Raw genomic sequence first — 20,591 nt, forward strand, 5'->3', positions numbered from 1 at the left:
GGGTTCTCTTCAAGAATATTGCAGTGCATGATAATACCAGTTGATCGGTACGATCGATTGGCAATGATCAATGCGGGCTGCCACGGAGACACGACAACGGGGCACAGGCCGGCGGGAGCTCACTTACTGCTTCGGCCCATTTCGACTGATCCCCAGCCGCCAGTTGCTCCTTCTCAACGGGCGCCCCGTCAAGCTGGGTGGACGCGCATTCGAGCTTTTGCAGCTGCTGGTGCAGCGCTGCGGCGAGCTGGTCAGCAAGACTGAGCTGATGGCGGCCGCCTGGCCGGGCACCTTCCTTCACGACAGCAATCTCAAGGTCAACATGTGGAGCTTGCGGCGTTCACTGGGAGATACCCAGATCGAGCCCGTCTACATCGCGACCGTCGCGCGCCGCGGATACAAGTTCATCGCGGAGGTGCAGATCAGCATGGGCGAGGTCGACGACGATCTTGCCCTCGCCGAACCGGTCCCCTCGTCCAGTCCGCCATTGCTGCGTGGCATCGTTGGTCGTGAATCGGAAATCGACGAAATCACGGGTCTGTTGACCAGCAACAGGCACGTGACCCTGGCCGGTGCAGGAGGAATCGGCAAGACGACGGTTGCCTTGGCTGTAGCCCAGGCATTTGCGCCACAGTGCCGCGACGGCGTGTGCTTCGTCGATCTCGCAACGATCTCCGACCCGACGCTGTTCGGCGCCGCGCTGCTGACGGCCCTGGGCATCAGGGGCAATCCGGACAACAGCCTGGCTGCGGCCATCGACTATTTGAGGCCGCGGCAGATGCTGGTCATTCTGGACAATTGCGAGCACGTCCTGCCAGCCACGACGATCTTCGCCGGTAGGTTCATGGCGGAGGCATCGCCGTCCAGGTTGCTTGCGACGAGCCGGGAACCGCTCGGCACCGCCACCGAGCATGTCGTCCGGCTCGGCTCCCTGGTCTCACCCAAACCCGGTCACGCCCTGACCGCCGATCAAGCCATCAGGTTTCCGGCAGTGCAGTTGTTCGTCAGCCGCGCCGCTGAATGGGCGGACTACCAATTCGTCGATGACGATTGCGAGGCCGTCGCCGCAATCTGCCACTCGCTCGACGGCCTCCCGCTGGCGATCGAATTGGCGGCAGCCCAGATCGGCAGGTTCAATCCTCGCCAATTGGTGGAGTTGCTCGACCAGAATCTGGGTTTTCGTGTTCCCGCCGCCGATGGTGCGCCGCCGCGCCATGAAACGCTGATGGCGACGATCGACTGGAGCTTCAGGCTGCTGTCGCAGCGTGAAGCCAGACTGTTCGGCCTGCTCTCGGTGTTCAGCGAAGCGTTCGAGGTCGAGGACGCGGTCTTCGTCGCCGAAGCGGCAGGGCTCACGCCGGTCGACGTCGTCACCGGCCTCGGCAGTCTCGTTGCCAAATCGCTTCTGAGCGCGCAGGCACATGGCGCAAGCCTCCGCTATCGCCTGCTCGACAGCACGTGCCGCTACGCGGGCGACCGGCGCCGGGCCGATCCTGCCTGCGACCAGGCGCTAGGCCGTCATGCGCAACGTGTCCTCACGCTGTTCGAACAGTCCGAAGAGGAGTGGAAATGGCGCGAACCGGCCGATTGGACCCAGCGTTACCTTGGCCGCATCGCCGACTTGCGCGCCGCTCTTTCATGGGCGTTCGGCGCGCACGGCGATCCAGTGCTCGGGATCAGGCTCACGGTTGCGGCGATCACCTTGTGGTCGGAAACGTCGATCCTGTCGGAAGCGCAGGCGCGGTTGGCGCATGCACTCGCATTAGCCAAGACCATCCCGTGCGACGATCTGTCGAAGACAAAACTCGCCTGCGCCCTTGGCTGGAGCCTGTTCTACGCCCGCAAGATGTCAAATGAGAACGAGATTGCCTGGCTCGATGCCATCCTCTTTGCAAAGCGGGCCGGCAACATCGAATATCAGCAGCGGGCGCTGGTCGGGTTTGGCTTCTACCTGTTGCAGATTGGCGAGGTCCCGCGCGCTACAACCTATCTTGAGGAAGCGACGGGGCTTGCCGACCGCGACCGCGACCTCACGGCAACGTCCGAAGCCGACCGCGCACTCGCCTGGGCGCGCGCTTTTGCCGGCGACTTGAACAAGAGCCGCCCGGTTCTCGACCGTCTCGCAGCGACCTACTCGCTGGCCGAGGGGCGTTCGCGCAAGGACGCAAACGAAGTCTACCGGTTCATCACCGTCCGCTTCAACCTGCCCTTCGTCGCGTGGATGCAAGGGCAAGCCGAATATGCGGCAAGGCTGGCGAGCGACGCCGTCGATGCCGCGGACCGCAGCGGCCATTGGGTGTCGCAGTCGAACGCATTCGGGCTCGCCGCACTTCCTGTCGCGCTGGAGACCGGCAATCTGGACGGGCTCGCGAGCTACACCGAGCGATTGCGTCGCAACCTTGAACGCGAGCGCATCTCACGCTGGGTTCCGGTCGAGCGCTATTTCTCCGCCTGCCTTCGCGAGCTGCGGGGCGATCCGCTCGCGGTAGAGGATATTCGAGCCGCAATCGACGAGCTGACAGAATGCCGGTTCTTGATGCGGATCGGCAGCTATCTCGCGGTCCTCGCTCGCGCCTATCTGACGCAAGGGCGGATCGCGGAAGCGCGCCAAGCCATCACCCGGGCGATCGAGCATCAGGAACGCCAGGGCGAGCGCTGGTGCCGGGCGGAGCTCCAGAGGGTTGACGCCGCGATCCTTCTCCACACCGGCGAGCCGCTGCGCGCCGAAAAGCGGCTCCAGCGGGCCCTCGCCGAAGCGCGCGCCATAGGCGCACTGACATTCCAGTTGCGGATCGCGACCGATCTCGCGGCACACTGGAGCACGACCGGCCGCAAATCCAAGGCTATCCGGCTGCTCTCGCCGATCTATGGCGAGTTCACTGAGGGCTTCGAGACGCCGGATCTGCTTGCGGCCAAGCGCCTGCTGGAGCGCCTGCGGCCGACCGCGCAAGGTCGCGGCGACCATCACGGGATGGCGCCGGTACACGCTCGCGACGCATAGCTGGCCTACCACCACGTTCGCCGCGCGCGCTTTACGCTCCCGGAAATTCCTGATCCTCTCCTCCCAACAAGCCGGATCAACCGGCCTTAGCCTGAGGAGAGAGACGCCATGAAGCTCGGCACCGCCATTGCGGAAATCATGAGGCGCGAGGGGATCGAGATCCTCTGCGGCTATCCGGTCAACCATCTGATCGAGCACGCGGCCAAGGCCGAGATCCGCCCGGTGATGGTGCGGCAGGAGCGCGTCGGCATCCACATGGCGGATGCGATCTCGCGGGTGACGTCGGGACGCAGCATCGGAGCCTTCTGCATGCAGCATGGGCCGGGCGCGGAGAATGCGATGGGCGGCGTGGCGCAGTGCTTCGGCGAATCCGTTCCCGTGCTGGTGCTGCCGATGGGCTATCAGCGCAGGCTGGCGCATATCGAGCCGAACTTCAATTCCAGCGAGGCGATGAAGCCGTTCGCGAAATCGTCCGAGCCGATCATCCTCGCGACCGAAATCGTCAACATCTTCCGCCGCGCCTTCACCAGGCTGAAGAACGGCCGCGGCGGGCCCGTCATCGTCGAGATCCCCTCGGACATGTGGAACGAGGAAGTGCCGGAGCCGCTGAACTACACGCCGGTCCTGCGCACCCGCTACGGCGCCGACCCCGTTCACGTCAAGGAAGCCGCCAGCCTGCTGGTGAACGCAAAACGGCCGGTGATCTATGCCGGCCAGGGCGTACACTATGCGCAGGCCTGGCCGCAGCTGAAACGGCTCGCCGAGCGATTGGCGATCCCCGTCACCACAAGCTTGGGCGGCAAATCATCGTTTCCGGAGACGCATCCGCTGTCGCTCGGCTCCGGCGGCCTCGCAGTGCCGCGCGCGGTGCCGAAGTTTCTGGCCGAGGCCGACGTCATCTTCGGCATCGGCTGCTCCTTCACCGAGACCAATTTCGGCATTGCAATGCCGAAGGGCAAGACCATCATTCATTCGACGCTCGATCCCAATCATCTTAACAAGGATGTGGAAGCGAACATCGGGCTGGTCGGCGATGCCGGCCTCGTGCTCGACGCGCTGCTGGAAGAGATCGGCAAGACCGTCACCGCGGATCGCGATGCATCCGCCGTCGCGGCCGAGATCGCAGCCTCACACAAGGAATGGCTGGCGAAATGGATGCCGAAGCTGACCAGCAACGACGCGCCGCTCAGCCCCTACCGCGTGCTGTGGGATCTCCAGCACACCGTGGACATCGAGAATACGATCATCACCCACGATGCGGGCAGCCCGCGCGACCAGCTCTCGCCGTTCTGGCGATCGGTCGAGCCCCTCACCTATCTCGGCTGGGGCAAAACCACGCAGCTTGGCTACGGCCTCGGTCTTGCGATGGGCGCCAAGCTGGCAAAGCCCGACAAGCTCTGCATCAACGTCTGGGGCGATGCTGCGATCGGCTTCACCGGCATGGATTTCGAGACCGCGGTGCGCGAGCGCATCCCGATCATGTCGATCCTGCTCAACAATTTCTCGATGGCGATCGAGCTGAAGGTGATGCCGATCTCGACCGAAAAATATCGCTCGACCGACATTTCCGGCGACTACGCCGCGATGGCCCGCGCCTTCGGCGGCTACGGCGAGCGGGTGACGCGGCCGGAAGACATCGTGCCCGCGATCAAGCGCGGCATCGCGAAGACGAGGGAAGGCGTGCCGGTGCTGCTGGAGTTCATCACAGCCAAGGAGACCGAGGTGTCGCGGCCCGGCACGTGAGCGGAGCCGGTGCGGGCACGGCTGCGAGCCGCTGGCTCCGGCCGCAGAAGTTGTGATAATCCGGCCCTGTGCCGCGCAGGCCGCGGCATCAAGCTGGACCGGGAATGACGACCGTTTTGCAGGAAATCGAGGAACTCGAGCGCCGATTGCGGTCGGCCGCCGCCGAGATTGCGCAGCTGCGGGCCGAGCTTGCGACGGCTCGGGATCGCCAGAGCGCCAGCGCCGAGATCCTGCGTACCATCGCGGCCTCGCCGTCCGATGCGCGGCCGGTCTTTACGGCGGTCGCCGCCAGCGCAAAGCGCCTGCTCGGCGGCTTCTCCGCGACCGTGCTTCAGTTCATCGGCGACGAGCTTCACCTCGTGGCATTCACGCCGACCAACCCGGAGGCGGACGCAGGGCTCAAGGCGTCGTTCCCGCGCAAGATCGCGGACTTCCCGACTTTTAGCCTCGTGCGCGACGGCCAGACGATCCAGTTTCCCGACAGCGAGGCAGCCGACGTCCCTGAACTGAACCGGGAGCTGGCGCGGCTGCGCGGCTTCCGCAGCGTGCTGTTCATGCCGCTGATGAACCGGGGCGTGCCGGTCGGCATGATCAGCGTCACACGCACGGTAACGGGTGCATTCGCGCCCGACCTCGTGGAGCTGCTGCAGACCTTCGCCGACCAGGCCGTGATCGCGATCGAGAACGCGCGCCTGTTCAACGAGACGAAGGAGGCGCTGGAACGCCAGACCGCGACGGCCGATATCCTGAAGGTGATGGCGGCCTCTCCGTCCGACGTGCAGCCGGTATTCGAGGCGATTGCCACCAACGCCAACCGGCTGATCGGCGGCTTCTCCACCGCGGTGCTACGTTATGTCGACGGCGCCGCGCACCTTGCGGCATTCACGCCGACGGATCCCGCGGGCGATCGCGTGCTCCAGGCCTCGTTCCCGGTGCCGTTCGCGCAGTTTCCGCCCTACCAGCTGGTGGCCAATGGTACCGCGGCGCAATTGCCCGACACCGAGCTCGAGCCGGCCGCGCGCGACATCGCGCGGGCCCGCGGCTATCGCAGCATGCTGTTCGCGCCGCTGATGAGCGAAGGCGAAGCCATCGGCATCATCATCGCGACGCGCCGCGCGATCGGCAACTTCGCCGAGCATCATGTGCGCCTGCTGCAGACCTTCGCCGACCAGGCCGTGATCGCGATCAAGAATGTCAGCCTGTTCAACGCGACCAAGGAAGCACTGGAACGTCAGACTGCGACTGCCGACATTCTCAAGGTGATCGCGGCTTCACCGTCCGATGTCACGCCGGTGTTCCAGGCCATTTCCGACAGCGCCAAGGCGCTGATCGGAGCGCACTCCTCCACCGTCACCCGCGTCGTCGACGGGATGCTGCAACTGGCCGCCTTCACGACCGACAATGAGGCCGGCAATGCGGATCTGCTGAGCTCGTTTCCGACGCCGCTGTCCTCGTCGGGCATTCACAGTCGGGTGGCGAGCAGCGGCGAGTATGCCTTCCGCAGCGACATGCAGAACGAGCCTGACCTTACCGAAGCCATGAAGGAGCTGGCGCGAACACGGGGCTATCGCAGCATCCTCGTGGTGCCGATGCTGCGCGATGGCCTTGCGATCGGCACGATCGCCGTCACGCGGCGGGAGCCCGGTCATTTCCCGGACAAGGCGATCAACCTGCTCAAAACTTTTGCCGACCAGGCCGTGATCGCGGTCGAGAACACGCGCCTGTTCAACGAAGTTGCGACCCGCACCAGCGAGCTCGCCAAATCGCTCGATGATCTCCGCGCCGCGCAGGACCGCCTGATCCAGACCGAGAAGCTGGCGTCGCTGGGACAGCTCACTGCCGGTATCGCGCACGAAATCAAGAACCCGCTCAACTTCGTCAACAATTTCGCCTCGTTGTCTGCCGAACTGACCGAGGAGCTGAACGAGGTGCTCGCGCCGGTCCCCCTCCCCGAGAACGTCCGCAGCGAGGTCGACGAGCTGACCGGGCTTCTGCAGGACAACCTCGGCAAGATCGTGCAGCACGGCCGCCGCGCCGATTCCATCGTCAAGAACATGCTGCTGCATTCGCGCGAAGGTGGCGGCGAGCATGGACTGAGCGACATCAATGCGCTGGTCGAAGAAAGCCTCAACCTCGCCTATCACGGGGCACGCGCCGAGAAGCCCGGCTTCCACGTGACGCTGAAGCGCGCGCTCGATCCCGCGGCCGGACGCGCCGAAGTATATCCGCAGGAAATCACCCGCGTACTCTTGAACCTGATCTCGAACGGCTTCCACGCGGTCATCAGGCGCAAGGCCGACGGTGCCGCCGGTTACGAGCCGACGGTGATCGCGGCGACGCGCGATCGCGGCGATAACGTCGAGATCGCGATCCGCGACAACGGCACCGGCATTGCCGACGATGTGAAGGAGAAGATGTTCAATCCGTTCTTCACCACCAAGCCAGCCGGCGAAGGCACCGGCCTCGGGCTGTCGATGACCCACGACATCGTCGTGAAGCAGCACGGCGGCAGGATCGACGTCGCGACCGAGCCGGGCAAGTTTACTGAATTCACGATCGTGCTGCCGCGCAAGAGTGGTCTGTCAGACAATAGCTGAGGTTGAATCGCGCGGTGGGTGCTTTCGGCAAACTGGCGTGGCTCATTCGGCGGCAATTGCTGTCGTTCTCCGGCGTCGGCCTCATGCTCGGTGCCCTGTTCTTCGCAGCCGCGCTGACGCCGACGCTGATCCCGCGGAGCTATCTCACGCAGGGCGCCATCGCCGGCGCCTGCTTCGGGATCGGCTATCTCGCCGGCAACGTCTGGCGCTGGCTGTGGCACTATCTGGAATTGCCCGAGCCGCCGGCGCGCCTGAGATCGACCGCAAACGCGCTGGTGGCGGCCGCCTGCCTGCTCGTCGTCATTGTTTTTCTGTGGCGGGCAGCCGGATGGCAGAACTCGATCCGCACCGTGATGAAGATGGCGCCAGTCGAGACCGCCCATCCGCTCAAGGTCTGCGCCATCGCCGTGATGACGTTCGTCGTGCTGCTGGTGCTGGCGCGGCTGTTCGCGCTTGCCGTGCGCCTCATCGCCGCGCGTGCGAGACGCGTCATTCCGCGGAGGATCGCGAACGTCATCGGCGTGCTCGCCGCGGGCCTGTTGTTCTGGTCGATCGCCAGCAATGTCCTGATCCGCACGGCGTTCAACGCGCTCGATTTGTCCTTTCGCGAAGTCGACGCCTTGCTTGAGCCCGAGCGGCCGCAGCCGACCGCGCCCGAACGAACGGGAAGTGCCGCCTCGCTGGTGAAGTGGACGCAGCTTGGACGCATGGGGCGCAGATTTATCGCCTCGGGGCCGACCGCAACTGAGATCAGCGCCGTTACAGGAAGGCCCGCGCGGGAGCCCGTGCGGGTCTATGTCGGCCTTGGCGGCGCCGAGACGGCGCAAGCGCGCGCCAAGCTTGCGCTCGACGAGCTCAAGCGGCAGCACGGGTTTGATCGCGACACACTCATCGTCGTTACGCCGACCGGAACCGGCTGGATCGACCCTGCCGCGATGGACACTGTCGAATATCTCCACCATGGCGACGTCGCCAGTGTCGCGATGCAGTATTCCTATCTCAACAGTCCGCTGACGCTGCTGTTTCAGCCCGAATCCGGTGCAGAAGCGGCGCGCGCCCTGTTTTCGGAAATTTACGGCTACTGGACGACGCTGCCGAAGAACCGGCGGCCGAAGCTGTACCTGCACGGACTGAGCCTCGGCGCGATGAACTCGGAAAAATCCGCAGAGCTGTTTGAGATGATCGGCGATCCGATTGCGGGCGCACTTTTGAGCGGCGCGCCGTTCGAAAGTCGCATCTGGCGCTCGATCACGGCAAACCGCAATCCGGGCACGCCGGCCTGGCTGCCGGAATTCCGCGACGGCCGCTTCGTGCGCTTCATGAACCAGAATGGACCGACGGTGCCGGCAGATGCGCCCTGGGGTCCGATGCGCATCGTCTATCTGCAATATGCGAGCGACGCGATCACGTTCTTCGCCTATCGCGACGCCTATCGGGCCCCTGACTGGATGACGGCGCCGCGCGGGCCGGATGTGTCACCGGAGCTGCGATGGTATCCAGTCGTGACGATGCTGCAGCTCGCCCTCGACATGGCAGTCGCGACCAATACCCCGATGGGCTTTGGCCATGTCTACGCGCCCGAACATTACGTCGATGCCTGGGTCGCCGTCACCGATGTCCATGATTGGTCCGCCGACGCGCTGGCGCAGCTCAAGACCCATCTTGCGGCGGCGGCGCGAAAGGCCGCCGAGGGCAATGTCGCAAACGAGCCTTACGCCGATCGAGGCGGCTAGCCTACTCGGCCATCTCCACTGGCTGCTTGGCCGAGGGTCCGGCCAGCGGCCGCTCCTCCATCGCGATCAGGCACAGCGCAGCAATCGTCATCAGCGCGGTGGCGGCGCCGAACACGTAGCGGAAGGCGTGCCGCATGTCGTCGGCGGGGATCGCGACGGCGCCCGCGGCGTGATGCTCGCCGGCGAGCGGGATGTCGGTGCCGAGCGCGATGAGCAGGATCGCGGCGAAGGCCGCCACCGTGAACGAGGACATCAGCGAGCGGAAGAAGTTCATCGCGCCGGTGATGGTGCCGACTTGCGGACGCGCCACCGAATTCTGCAGCGAGACCACGCACACCGGAAAAGTCGTGCCGAGTCCCAGCGCGAACGCGGCCATCAGCAGCAGCAGACCCCAGAGCGGCAAGGTGGTGACCGTGAGGGCGAGACCGCACAACGCGGCCCATGACGTGCCGATGATGGCGACGCGCTTGTAGTGTTTTGCGCGAGCCATGGTGCGGCCGGCGACGGCCGCGCCGACGGTCGAGACCGCCGCGAGCGGGATCAGCGCAAGCCCCGCCTCGCTGGCGGTGAGATGATAGACCTGCTCGTAATAGAGCGGCAGCTGCACGGTGAGGCCGGTGATCGCCCCGAGGCCGCAGCCTCCCGCGGTCAGTGCGAACGGCGCCACCGATCCCGTCAGCAAGGGCAGCGGCAGGAACGGCTCGTCGGCCCGCCGGGCATGCCATACGAAGGTCACCGCGAGCGCAACGGCACCACCCACCATCGCCAGCACCGTCGGCGACAGCCAGGGATAGCGCGTCCCGCCCCAGGTCAGCACCAGCATGAAGACGACGGCGGACGCCATCAGCAAGACGCCGCCGAGCCAGTCGACCTTGCGCTTGCGGTGGAACACCGGGATCTTCTTCATCTTCGGCAGCAGCAATGCGAGCGCTGCGGCCGCAAGCGGCAGGTTGATCCAGAAGATCATCGACCAGTGCAGATGCTCGGCGAACACGCCGCCGATGACCGGGCCGAGGATGCCGCCGACCATCCAGACGCTGGAGAAATAGGCCTGGTACTGCCCGCGCTCGCGCGGGCTCACCACGTCGGAGATCACGGTCTGCACCACCGGCATGATGCCGCCGCCGCCGAGGCCCTGAAGCCCGCGTGCCAGGATCAGCATCGGCATGTTCGGCGCGATCGCGCACAGCACCGAGCCCGCGACGAACAGGCTGAGCGAGATGATGATCATGACGCGGCGGCCGTAGATGTCGCTGAGCGTGCCGAACACCGGCGCGACCGCGGTCGAGGCGAGCAGATAGGCGGTGATCACCCAGGACAGATTGGAGACGTCCTGGAACTGGCGTCCGATGGTGGGCAGCGCCGTCGCCACGATGGTCTGGTCGAGCGCGGCCAGGAACATCGTCACCATCAGGCTGATGACGATGGTGCGGACCTCGTCGGAGCTCAGCGGTACCGGCGGGGCGATCGAGGGCGCGTCGTCGACGCTGATGACCTCGCTCGGCAGGCGGGACAGCTCTTCGGCAATGTCGTCGGGCAAGGCCTGGATGTCGGCAGAATCGCTCTGCCGGTCGAACTTGTTCATCTCGATCGGGCGTCGTGACGCGGTGCAACACCGCGAAGGATTCGTACTATGCAGCCCAATGTAGAGGGGAAATTTCTTCCCAGGCAGGCACCGCGACGCATGGGTGCATCCCGCCTTGAGGTCATCGCAAAGACGTGACCTCGGCGCGGCGGCGGATCAGTCCTTCGGACGTCGTTTCAAGCGCGCTCGCTTCGGCAAGGTCGCCGGCCATTGCACGATGTGGTCCTCGAGCTCCTCGTCCGGGACCTCCTCCTCGCTGCCCTCCACGCGGCCGCGCACGGAGACGCCGGCTTCGTGCACGGTGTTGGGGTCACCCGAAACCAGCGGATGCCACCAATAGAGGTCACGCCCTTCGGCGACGAGCTTGTAGCCGCAGCTCGGCGGCAGCCAGTTCAGGGTGCGGACATTGGCCGGGGTCAGGCGGACGCAGTCCGGAACCTTGTCGGAACGATTCGGATAGTCCTTGCAGGCACAGCTCGTCCCGTCGAGCAGCTTGCAGCCGATATGGGTGAAGTAGATCTGCCCGGTGTCCTCGTCTTCGAGCTTGTTCAGGCAGCAGCGGCCGCAGCCGTCGCACAGGCTTTCCCACTCGCGCTCCGACATCTGTTCCAACGTCTTGGTTTTCCAGAAGAATCCTTCCTGGCCTTGAGATCGTTTGGGAGCTGCGGTCATGCGCTTCAACAACAGTTCGAAAGAGCTACGGCAACGCCATCTAGGGCGCGCGGCGGCAATGGTGCAAGCGAGGCCCCTTTGAGGCCCGTAATGATCCGGGGTCAATTAGGCCTGTTGTTCAAAATAGCGAGCGTGGCCATTGGTTTATGAGCCCCGCTCGGCTAGAAGGAACAGCAAGTCCCTCGGATGCTGGCCGGGCGCCTTGGGTTTGCCGCAACATACCCGCAAGACGTCTCGATGCCGCCCCGGCCGGGTGCTTGAACGCTTTCGAAGCAAGCCGCAAGGGTTCTAGGTGCGCCAGATCATACCACCGCATTGGAAGCAGAGGATCCGGAATTTCTTCCTGGATCTCGATGCGCGCATCGACTCCTCGCTGTTCTCCTCGGCCAAGGGCATCCGCGAGCTCTACGAGCGCTACTCGACCTTCATGGACCGCTTCTATGTCGGGCGGTGGAAGCGCTGGGTGTTCATCGAGCCGTTCTCGGAGGCCGCAACCCTCGGGCTTGGCGGCCTCGTCGTGATGCTCGCCCTCGCCATTCCCGCCTTCCGCGAGACCGCGGACGAGGACTGGCTGAAGAAGTCCGACCTCGCGGTGAGCTTCCTCGACCGCTACGGCAACCCGATCGGCAGCCGCGGCATCAAGCACAACGATTCCATTCCGCTGGAAGACTTTCCAGACGTGCTGATCAAGGCGACGCTGGCGACCGAGGACCGCCGCTTCTACGAGCATTTCGGCATCGACATCGCCGGCACCGCGCGCGCGCTCGTCACCAACGCGCAAGCCGGCGGCGTCCGCCAGGGCGGCTCCTCGATCACCCAGCAGCTCGCCAAGAACCTGTTCCTGAGCAACGAGCGCACCATCGAGCGCAAGGTCAACGAGGCCTTCCTCGCGATCTGGCTGGAATGGCGCCTGACCAAGAACGAGATCCTCAAGCTCTATCTCGACCGCGCCTATATGGGCGGCGGCACCTTCGGCGTCGACGGCGCGGCGCATTTCTACTTCAACAAGTCGGCGCGCGACGTGACGCTGGCGGAAGCGGCGATGCTCGCCGGCCTGTTCAAGGCGCCGACCAAGTACGCCCCGCACATCAACCTGCCCGCCGCCCGCGCCCGCGCCAACGTCGTGCTGGACAACCTCGTCGATGCCGGCTTCATGACCGAAGGCCAGGTGTTCGGCGCCCGCCGCAACCCCGCCTTCGCGGTCGACCGCCGCGACGAGGCCTCGCCGAACTATTATCTCGACTATGCCTTCGACGAGATGCGCAAGCTGGTCGACACCTTCCCGAAGTCCTACACCGAGCGCGTCTTCGTGGTCCGCACCGCGATGGACGCCAACTTGCAGAAGGCGGCGGAGGCCGCTGTCGAGAACCAGCTTCGCCAGTTCGGCCGCGACTATCACGCAACGCAGGCGGCGACCGTCGTTGCCGACCTCGACGGCGGCGTCCGCGCCATGGTCGGCGGGCGCGACTACGGCGCCAGCCAGTTCAACCGCGCTACCGACGCCTATCGCCAGCCGGGTTCCTCGTTCAAACCCTACGTCTACGCCACGGCCCTCTTGAACGGCTACACGCCGAACTCGGTCGTGGTCGACGGTCCGGTCTGCATCGGCAATTGGTGCCCGCAGAACTATGGCCATTCCTATTCCGGCTCGGTGACGCTGACGCAGGCGATCACCCGCTCGATCAACGTCGTGCCGGTGAAGCTGTCGATCGAGATCGGCCGGAAGAACGAGCCCAAGACGCAGAACCCCGCCAAGGTCGGCCGCGCGAAGATCGTCGAGGTCGCGCGCCGCTTCGGTCTCAAGGCGCCGCTGCCCGACACGCCGTCGATGCCGATCGGCTCGGACGAAGTCACAGTGCTCGAGCACGCGGTCGCCTACGCGACCTTCCCGAACCGCGGCAAGGCGGTGACGCCGCATGCGGTGCTGGAGGTGCGCACCGGCGCCGGCGACCTGGTCTGGCGCTGGGACCGCGACGGACCGAAGCCGCGGCAGGCGATCCCCGCCTCCGTCGCCGCCGACATGTCCGGCATGATGAGCCACGTCGTCAGCGAAGGCACCGCGCGCCGCGCCGCGCTGGACGGCATTCCGACCGCGGGCAAGACCGGCACGACCAATGCCTATCGCGACGCCTGGTTCGTCGGCTTCACCGGCAATTTCACCTGCGCGGTGTGGTACGGCAACGACGATTATTCGCCGACCAACCGCATGACCGGCGGCTCGCTGCCGGCGCAGACCTGGCACGACATCATGCTCGTGGCGCATCAGGGCGTCGAGGTCCGGGAGATCCCCGGCATCGGCATGGGCCAGAAGCTGCCGCCGCAGCATGTGAGCAACGCGCAGGCCAACGCGGCGCCGAAAGTGCTCGAGACCAAGCCCGGTCCGCCGCCGGTGCTGACCAAGCGCGGCGCCGACATCCTGGTGCGGGTCGAGAAGCTGCTGGATGATGCGGCCAAGGCCGCGAACAAATCGACGGCGAATGACAGCAATCCGGCGAGGCCGTCCTCGTCGGCGAGCGCGCTCGCCTTCCCGCAGAATTATGCGGAAGACAACGCCAACACCTCCGCCCCGCGCAAGTACTGATCGAAAGCAAGTGCGGCTGATCCTGACCACATTGACGGCGCTTCTTCTCGCGACGGTCGTCGGCGTCGGCGCGACGTGGATGACCACGACGCGCGGCACCGAGATCGGCGCGCTGACCATCGGCCCCTGGACGGCACGGCCGCGCACCGGCACCGCCGACGTCGATCCCTATTCGCGCGCCACCATCGTCCGCAACGGCGAGCTGCCGATCGGCACCGGCGACGGGGTCGCCTTCACCGCAACCACCGACGACAGGAAGAAGGCGCTCGACGGCCGCTGCGACGTGGTCATCTCCGGCGTGACGCCGCCGGCGCGGTTCTGGACGCTGACGCTCTACGACCGCAAGGGCCATCTCGTCGCCAATTCGCTGCAGCGCTACGGCTTCACCAGCCAGGAGATCGTGCGCGCATCCGACGGCTCGTTCGAGATCCGGATCGCCTCGCGCTCGCGCGCCGGCAATTGGCTGCCGACCGGCGGCATCGAGCGCTACGCCTTGATGCTGCGTCTCTACGACACGCCGGTCGGCGTTGGGACGCGCACCCAGCGCGATGCGCCGATGCCGAGCATTACCACGGTGGGCTGCTCATGATCCGGCTCGTTTTCACCGTCGTCGCCGGCGTGGTGCTGGGCCTCGTGGTCCATCTCGTCAGCGTGCTGGCGCTGCCGCGGATTGCCACGCAGGATGCCTATTCGCGGCTGACGCCGATGACCAGGGTGAACGCCGTCACCCAGCTTCCCCTCGCCGATCCCAACAATTCGCCGATGCCGTTCATGGATCCGGCCTTCGCGCTGGCGATCTGTCGTTATGATCTCTCTGGCGGGCCGATCAAGCTCACCGTGCCGGTGAGCCAAGCCTACACCTCGGTGTCGTTCTACACCCGCAACGAGATCGCCTATTACGCCATCAACGACCGCTCCGCGGGCCGCAAGGTGATCGAGCTCGATCTGATGACGGAAGCGCAGCATAGCGAGCTGCCGGAGGACGAGGAGGTCACCGCGGCTGACCGCCTGATCATCGATTCCCCGACCACGACCGGTCTGATCCTGATGAAGGCGCTCGCCCCCGAGCCCGGCCTGATGCAGCAGGCGCAAGCCTCGCTTCAGGCCGCGACCTGCGCCCCGCAAACCGAGCCGCCGGCCAAGGCCGAGGCGCCGCGCGGCCGGCGGTGAGCGCGGCCGCCAAACAAAAAGTGCGAAAACAACCCCATGCACAGTAGCGGGGCGTTGAAATCGTTACGCTCTTCCGCCGACCGCAACGATACCGCCGGGGACCCGTGCTTACCTTTGACTCGTCGGGCAAAACAGGGGCATACTGGCATCATCGAGAGTTCGTCACACCCGCACGGAGCCGTCCGTCGCGGGTGTTGTCTTTCGCGCATCTTTGCGTCGTGTCCATGCGAAACAATCCTGCCGCGTTCGGCTCCGGCGCAATCATCGGCACTCTGGGCGGCTTGATCGGTCTCGGTGGTGCAGAATTCCGGCTGCCCCTGCTCATCGGCCTGTTCGGATTTCGCGGCCTCGAGGCCGTGATTCTGAACAAGGCGACGAGCCTGATCGTGGTGGCGAGCGCACTGCCGTTTCGTGCACACGCCGTTCCGTTCGCGGAGATACATGCCCATTGGCCGATCATCCTGAACCTGCTGGCGGGCAGCCTTTTCGGCGCCTATGCCGGAGCATCCTGGGCGACGCGCCTAAAGTCCGGGGCGCTCTACAAGATCATTGCCGTCCTGCTGCTCCTGATCGCCGGCATGCTTTTGTTCGCACATGGCAACGAGGCGGCAACCCCACCGGCGCTGACAGGCGTGAGCCTGATCGTCGCGGGCATAGCAGCGGGCTTTGCGATCGGGATCGTGGCATCGTTGCTCGGCGTCGCCGGAGGGGAATTCCTGATCCCCACCCTGATCCTGTTGTTCGGCGCGGACGTGAAGCTGGCGGGCAGCCTCTCACTCGCGGTGAGCCTGCCGACCATGCTGGTGGGATTTGCACGCTATAGTCGCGACCAGAGCTTTTCGGTGCTCCGCGCAAATTGGCAGTTCATGCTTGCGATGGCCATCGGGTCCATCACCGGCACATTCATCGGCGGCCTGCTTCTCGGCGTCGTCCCGAATTCGATTCTTCTGCCGGGATTGGCTGTGATCCTGGTCATTTCGGCCGTGAGAATCTGGCGACATGGGTAGGCTGGTTCCCGCGACGTGCCCTCGATCGGTTCGCAGATCGAGACGGATCGCTAAGGGATGATCTGGCAGAGGAAATCCCTCGCCCGCTCCGTGCTCGGTGCGCGGAAGAAGGTTTCGGGGTCGGCTTCCTCGACGATGCAGCCGCGATCCATGAACACCACCCTATCAGCGATCTCGCGGGCAAAGCCCATTTCGTGCGTGACGCAGACCATGGTCATACCGTCCTTCGCGAGCTCCACCATGGTGTCGAGCACTTCCTTGACCATCTCCGGGTCGAGCGCGGAGGTCGGCTCGTCGAACAGCATGACCTTCGGCTGCATGCACAGCGCCCGCGCGATGGCGACGCGCTGCTGCTGGCCGCCGGAGAGCTGCCCCGGATATTTGTTCGCCTGGTCGTGAATGCGCACCTTGCGCAACAGACCGATCGCTCGCTCATGCGCATCAGTGCGGGACAGGCCCCTCACCTTCATCGGCGCCAGCATGCAATTCTCGACGACCGAGAGGTGCGGAAACAGGTTGAAGCTCTGGAACACCATGCCGACCTCGCGACGAACGCCGTTGACGTCGGTCATGCGGTCCGACAGCTCGATGCCGTCGACGACGATGCGCCCCGCATCGTGCTTCTCGATGTGGTTGATGCAGCGGATCAGCGTCGACTTGCCCGAGCCGGAGGGGCCGCACAGCACGACCTTCTCGCCGACGGCAACAGTGAGATTGACGTCGTTCAGGGCCGTGAAATGGCCGAACCGCTTCACCAGATTTTCCACGGTGACGATGGACGCCCGATTCCTCGCAGCGAGCTCAAGCATTTTCCTCTCCAAAGATTGGGATGACCATGCGCAGCGCTAGCGGCGTAGTCCCGCGATCGCATACCGCTTGCGTAAGGAGGCCACGCATTGCGATGCCGCCGAGCTGATGGTGAGGTAGACCACCGCAATGACCAGATACATCTCGACCAGACGGCCGTTCAGCTGCGCGAGTTTCGAGGCTGCGCCAAGCAGATCGGTGAGCGAGAGCACGTAGACCAGCGAGGTGTCCTGGAACAGGATGATGGTCTGGCTCAGGATGATCGGGCTGGCCACGCGGAGCACCTGCGGCAGGATCACGGAGCGATAGGTATCGAAGGTCGAGAGTGCGAGCGCCTGACAGGCCTCGAACTGTCCCCGGTTCACGGCCCGCAATCCGACGCGGATGATTTCCGAATAGTAGGCTGCCTCGAACAGGCCGAAGGTGATGAACGCGGTCCAGGTGGCGCCGATCGGGACCGGCCGCCCGTTGCCGCCGAGATGGCCAAGCACGATCGGCACCAGGAAGAAGAACCAGAACAGAACCAGGATCAGCGGGATCGAGCGCATCAGGGCGACATAGCCCCGCACGAGCTTGCCGAGCACGGGCACTTCGAAGTGCTGCACCAGGGCGAGACAAGTGCCGAGGACCAGGCCGACCACGAAAGCAACGGCGGTCAGCGCCAGCGAAAACAGCAGGCCCGACCAGAGGTAAGGCCACGCCTGGAGGACAACGGAGAAATCGAGGCTGTTCATTTCACGATCTCCATCGCATCAGGCAGAGAGTCGATCGGTTGGGTGGCGCGCGTCGCGGCGGGCTTGACTGCATCGTCCGCAGGGCCCGTGCCCGGAATGCGCACGGCCCTGTCGATCAGCGCCATCCCCTGATAGGCGATGAGCGCCAGCGCGAGGTAGACAAGCGTTGCGGCGCCGAAAGCGGTGAAGGTCTGGAATGTCGCTTCGCTGATCTGGCGGGCCTGAGCCGTCAGCTCCATCAGTCCGATGGTGAGCGCGACCGAGGTGTTCTTGTAGATGCCCATCACCTCGCTGGTCAGGCTCGGGATGATCAGGCGCAGCGCCTGCGGAATGATGACATAGCGATAGGTCGGATACCCGCTGAGCCCGAGCGCGCTTGCCGCTTCGACCTGACCTTTCGGCAGGGCCTCGATCCCGGCACGCACCTGTTCGGCGATCCGGGCGGCGGTGTAGAGACCGAGGCACACCAGCGCCGGAAAGAACGATCCCCAGGGCAGCGGAATCTGCTTGATGGCGTTCCCGAGCGACACGGGAAGTATCTCCGGCAGGACGAAGTACCAGAGAAACATCTGCACCAGCACGGGAATGTTGCGGAAGATCTCCACATAGAGACGGGCAAGCGCAGCGACGGCCCGGTTTTGCACGGTGCGGCCGATGCCGACGACGACACCGACCGCGAAGGCGATCCACCAGCCGAAGAACGCCAGTGCCAAGGTCCAGCCGAGGCCCGACACGAGCCAGTCGATATAGCGCTGGCCGTCCGCGGTCTGTTCAAGAAGCACTGCAAACATGGCGAACCTCGGGGCTCGGTTTGCGGGACAGTCTCTGCCGACGTCGCGATCAATCGACGGCGTCGCTGGGATGCGCGATCCGTTCCGTGAGCTCGACCGTCAGCGGAAACGCCAGGTTCTCATTCTTGGGCGGAATTGGCCTGGTGAACCATTTGGCGTAGGTCTTTTCGAACTGGCCCGACGCCATCTGCTTCGACAAAACGTCGTCGACCAGCGCCTTGAAGCCGGTATCGCCCTTCGTGAACATCAGGCCATAATAGATCTTGGCGTAACCCTCGGGGAGAAATATCAGCGCATCCGGCTTCGGAGCTGCGGCCTTGAGGCCGGCGAGCAGAATATCGTCTTCCATGAAGGCGGCCGCGCGGCCGGTGTTCAACATCAGGAAGGATTCGGCATGGTCCTTGGCCTGGACGATGTTGAAGCCGAGCTGCTCCTTCGCATTCACGCCTTGCGCGAAGCCGACGGCATTGGAGCCCTGGGTCACGACGATGGTCTTGCCCTTGAGATCGCCGGCCGTCTTCAGGCCGCTGTCCGCTTTGACCAGCCAGCGCGGCTGGCTGACGAAGGTGGCGACGGAAAACGAGACCTGCTCCTGCCGCTTCCTGTCGTTGGCGGTGCCGCCGCACTCGATGTCGACGGTGCCGCTCTGGATCAGCGGGATGCGGTTGGACGAGTTCACCGGAACGTAATTGACTTTGAGATTGGGTAAGGCGGTCTCCACCTTGATGCGCTCGACGATGGCTGCGCAGAGATCGAGCGAGAACCCGATCGGCTTCTGGTCGGGACCGAGGTAGGAGAACGGGATCGAAGCCTCGCGGTGGCCGATGGTAATAGCGCCGTTCGACTTGATCCTGGCGAGCGTGGGGCTGTCGGCGGCAGTCGCGGCGCTGCCGAGGCCGCCAATGACCGCGAGACCTGACAGAATGCTCAAGACACGTGCAAACTTCGTCATGTACGTCTCCTTGCTGGACAGCCTATGCGGCTCTCGATGATGGCTTCACGCCGCGCCGCTGGATGACCTCGATCAGGCGGTCGACGTCACCAACCGTGTTGAACATCCCGAACGACACGCGAATGCCGTCCCGCTCCGGCGACACGCGGACGTTATTCTCCTCGAAATGGCCGAGCCATTCGGCTGCGGGCAGCGCAATGACGTAGATGTGCGGCGCGCGATGTTGCCGCGCGCGAGGGCCGACCAGGCGGACGCTGAGCGTATCGAGCCGGGCGATGAGGTGATCGCCGAGATCGAAGCAATGGTTCTGGATGTTCTCGACGCCCAGCGCTTCAATCATGTCGAGCGAGGCATCGAGCGCATGGATGGCCGGAAGATTGAAATTGCCGAGCTCGAAGCGGCGCGCGCTCGGGGCCGGATCGAGCCTGTCAGGCCGGGCGATCAGATCGGCCGGAACTTCAGCGAGGCTCGCGGCCGCAAGATAGGCAGGCTCGAGCTCAGCCCTCGACTTGTCCCAATAGAGCAGGCCCAGTCCCTGCGGCACGAGCAGCCCCTTATGGCTGCCCGAACCGATGAAGGTCGCGCGCATCGCTTTCGCATCGATCGGCACGACGCCGATCGCCTGCATCACGTCGACGACGAAATAGAGCCCCTTCTCCGCGCAGAGGGCGCCGATGCTTTCGATGTCGAAACGATGACCGGCATGGAATGTCACCTGCGAGATCGAGATCGCCCTCGTGCTCGCATCGATGTAGGGACGAAGGCTGTCGGCGTTCACGATCTCCGTCATCGGCACGAATGCGACGGTCACGCCCTTGCGCCGCAGATTGAGGAATGCGTAGGCGTTGTTCGGATGATCGCCGTGGATCATCAGGACCTTGTCGCCGGCGCGCAGCGGCAGCGCATTCGCGGCGATGTTCATGCTTTCCGAAGTGTTCTTGGTGAAGGCGATCTCGTCGGCCGATGCGCCGAGAAACCGCGCCAGCTTTTCGCGCGTCTGCTCGACGCGATCGAGCCAGAGGCTCTTCGGGCCGGCAGTCTCGAGACCTTCGCTCAGAAAACGATCGATCGCCGCCTTGACGGGACGCGCGAGCGGCGTCTGGAAGCCGGAGTCGAGATAGGTGATCCGCTCGGCAGCTGGAAACTCCTTCCTCACGGCATCGACGTCGTAAAGACCTGACATCCCGATCTCCTGAGCACGTCCGCGGTGGCTCGCAC

The 20,591-nt window shown here is 64.9% G+C and carries 15 protein-coding genes; 8 read left to right on the forward strand and 7 right to left on the reverse strand.

Features of this window, described 5'->3' with window-relative positions:
- Positions 1–70: 70 nt before the first annotated feature.
- The 4 genes from ABIA40_RS17240 to ABIA40_RS17255 all read left to right on the forward strand — a co-directional run bounded on the left by ABIA40_RS17240 (position 71) and on the right by ABIA40_RS17255 (position 9,074).
- A complete protein-coding gene (locus tag ABIA40_RS17240) occupies positions 71–3,001 on the forward strand; it encodes an ATP-binding protein (RefSeq protein ID WP_404542351.1) in 2,931 nt (976 codons plus the stop codon).
- Between the two features lie 108 nt (positions 3,002–3,109).
- A complete protein-coding gene (locus tag ABIA40_RS17245) occupies positions 3,110–4,744 on the forward strand; it encodes a thiamine pyrophosphate-requiring protein (RefSeq protein ID WP_404542354.1) in 1,635 nt (544 codons plus the stop codon).
- Between the two features lie 104 nt (positions 4,745–4,848).
- A complete protein-coding gene (locus ABIA40_RS17250; protein ID WP_404542356.1) occupies positions 4,849–7,341 on the forward strand; it encodes a GAF domain-containing protein in 2,493 nt (830 codons plus the stop codon).
- Positions 7,342–7,424: 83 nt separating this feature from the next.
- Positions 7,425–9,074 carry an alpha/beta hydrolase gene (locus ABIA40_RS17255; protein WP_404546266.1) on the forward strand — a complete coding sequence of 550 codons (1,650 nt, stop codon included), beginning with the start codon at positions 7,425–7,427 and terminating at the stop codon, positions 9,072–9,074.
- A gap of 1 nt (position 9,075) precedes the next feature.
- On the opposite strand, the gene ABIA40_RS17260 is transcribed toward ABIA40_RS17255, so the two are convergent.
- The gene (locus ABIA40_RS17260; RefSeq protein ID WP_157282463.1) at positions 9,076–10,659 is read right to left on the reverse strand and encodes an MDR family MFS transporter; all 1,584 of its coding nucleotides are present in this window, start codon (positions 10,657–10,659) and stop codon (positions 9,076–9,078) included.
- Between the two features lie 156 nt (positions 10,660–10,815).
- A complete protein-coding gene (locus ABIA40_RS17265; RefSeq protein ID WP_157282462.1) occupies positions 10,816–11,331 on the reverse strand; it encodes a YcgN family cysteine cluster protein in 516 nt (171 codons plus the stop codon).
- A gap of 292 nt (positions 11,332–11,623) precedes the next feature.
- On the opposite strand from ABIA40_RS17265, the gene ABIA40_RS17270 reads away from it, so the two are divergent.
- The 4 genes from ABIA40_RS17270 (at position 11,624) to ABIA40_RS17285 (ending at position 16,089) form a co-directional block, all read left to right on the forward strand.
- Positions 11,624–13,912, forward strand: a complete 2,289-nt coding sequence (locus ABIA40_RS17270) for a transglycosylase domain-containing protein (protein WP_404542358.1) — start codon at positions 11,624–11,626, stop codon at positions 13,910–13,912.
- Positions 13,913–13,922: 10 nt separating this feature from the next.
- Positions 13,923–14,501 (forward strand): DUF1214 domain-containing protein, encoded by a 579-nt coding sequence (locus ABIA40_RS17275; protein WP_275509099.1) that lies wholly within the window; start codon positions 13,923–13,925, stop codon positions 14,499–14,501.
- Positions 14,498–15,082 carry a DUF1254 domain-containing protein gene (locus ABIA40_RS17280; RefSeq protein WP_275496491.1) on the forward strand — a complete coding sequence of 195 codons (585 nt, stop codon included), beginning with the start codon at positions 14,498–14,500 and terminating at the stop codon, positions 15,080–15,082. The genes ABIA40_RS17275 and ABIA40_RS17280 overlap by 4 nt, the downstream gene beginning before the upstream one ends.
- A 224-nt stretch (positions 15,083–15,306) precedes the next feature.
- Complete coding sequence (locus ABIA40_RS17285; RefSeq protein WP_404546268.1) at positions 15,307–16,089, forward strand: sulfite exporter TauE/SafE family protein; 783 nt, start codon at positions 15,307–15,309, stop codon at positions 16,087–16,089.
- A gap of 50 nt (positions 16,090–16,139) precedes the next feature.
- Here the strand turns inward: ABIA40_RS17285 and ABIA40_RS17290 are convergent, their stop codons facing one another.
- The 5 genes from ABIA40_RS17290 to ABIA40_RS17310 are packed head-to-tail and all read right to left on the reverse strand — an operon-like array spanning position 16,140 to position 20,556.
- The gene (locus tag ABIA40_RS17290) at positions 16,140–16,898 is read right to left on the reverse strand and encodes an amino acid ABC transporter ATP-binding protein (RefSeq protein ID WP_404542361.1); all 759 of its coding nucleotides are present in this window, start codon (positions 16,896–16,898) and stop codon (positions 16,140–16,142) included.
- A gap of 36 nt (positions 16,899–16,934) precedes the next feature.
- Entirely contained in the window at positions 16,935–17,630 is a 696-nt protein-coding gene (locus tag ABIA40_RS17295) for an amino acid ABC transporter permease (protein ID WP_404542364.1), read from the reverse strand.
- Entirely contained in the window at positions 17,627–18,421 is a 795-nt protein-coding gene (locus tag ABIA40_RS17300) for an amino acid ABC transporter permease (protein ID WP_404542366.1), read from the reverse strand. Before ABIA40_RS17300 ends, ABIA40_RS17295 begins: the two co-directional genes overlap by 4 nt.
- A 49-nt stretch (positions 18,422–18,470) precedes the next feature.
- Positions 18,471–19,373, reverse strand: coding sequence for an amino acid ABC transporter substrate-binding protein (locus tag ABIA40_RS17305; RefSeq protein ID WP_404542368.1), 903 nt, complete (start codon positions 19,371–19,373; stop codon positions 18,471–18,473).
- A gap of 22 nt (positions 19,374–19,395) precedes the next feature.
- Complete coding sequence (locus tag ABIA40_RS17310) at positions 19,396–20,556, reverse strand: aminotransferase class V-fold PLP-dependent enzyme (protein ID WP_404542371.1); 1,161 nt, start codon at positions 20,554–20,556, stop codon at positions 19,396–19,398.
- Positions 20,557–20,591 lie beyond the last annotated feature (35 nt).

Origin of the sequence: Bradyrhizobium sp. USDA 223 (genome assembly GCF_044909005.1) — a bacterium.
GTDB lineage: Bacteria > Pseudomonadota > Alphaproteobacteria > Rhizobiales > Xanthobacteraceae > Bradyrhizobium > Bradyrhizobium yuanmingense.

What these genes read in the sequence shown, in the direction of transcription:
- ABIA40_RS17265 (WP_157282462.1), bottom strand. Translation starts at nt 11,331, where the DNA reads ATGACCGCAGCTCCCAAACGATCTCAAGGCCAGGAAGGATTCTTCTGG.
- ABIA40_RS17260 (WP_157282463.1), bottom strand. Translation starts at nt 10,659, where the DNA reads ATGAACAAGTTCGACCGGCAGAGCGATTCTGCCGACATCCAGGCCTTG.
- ABIA40_RS17310 (WP_404542371.1), bottom strand. Translation starts at nt 20,556, where the DNA reads ATGTCAGGTCTTTACGACGTCGATGCCGTGAGGAAGGAGTTTCCAGCT.
- ABIA40_RS17300 (WP_404542366.1), bottom strand. Translation starts at nt 18,421, where the DNA reads ATGTTTGCAGTGCTTCTTGAACAGACCGCGGACGGCCAGCGCTATATC.
- ABIA40_RS17250 (WP_404542356.1), top strand. Translation starts at nt 4,849, where the DNA reads ATGACGACCGTTTTGCAGGAAATCGAGGAACTCGAGCGCCGATTGCGG.
- ABIA40_RS17295 (WP_404542364.1), bottom strand. Translation starts at nt 17,630, where the DNA reads ATGAACAGCCTCGATTTCTCCGTTGTCCTCCAGGCGTGGCCTTACCTC.
- ABIA40_RS17305 (WP_404542368.1), bottom strand. Translation starts at nt 19,373, where the DNA reads ATGACGAAGTTTGCACGTGTCTTGAGCATTCTGTCAGGTCTCGCGGTC.
- ABIA40_RS17240 (WP_404542351.1), top strand. Translation starts at nt 71, where the DNA reads ATGCGGGCTGCCACGGAGACACGACAACGGGGCACAGGCCGGCGGGAG.
- ABIA40_RS17290 (WP_404542361.1), bottom strand. Translation starts at nt 16,898, where the DNA reads ATGCTTGAGCTCGCTGCGAGGAATCGGGCGTCCATCGTCACCGTGGAA.
- ABIA40_RS17285 (WP_404546268.1), top strand. Translation starts at nt 15,307, where the DNA reads ATGCGAAACAATCCTGCCGCGTTCGGCTCCGGCGCAATCATCGGCACT.
- ABIA40_RS17245 (WP_404542354.1), top strand. Translation starts at nt 3,110, where the DNA reads ATGAAGCTCGGCACCGCCATTGCGGAAATCATGAGGCGCGAGGGGATC.
- ABIA40_RS17255 (WP_404546266.1), top strand. Translation starts at nt 7,425, where the DNA reads ATGCTCGGTGCCCTGTTCTTCGCAGCCGCGCTGACGCCGACGCTGATC.
- ABIA40_RS17280 (WP_275496491.1), top strand. Translation starts at nt 14,498, where the DNA reads ATGATCCGGCTCGTTTTCACCGTCGTCGCCGGCGTGGTGCTGGGCCTC.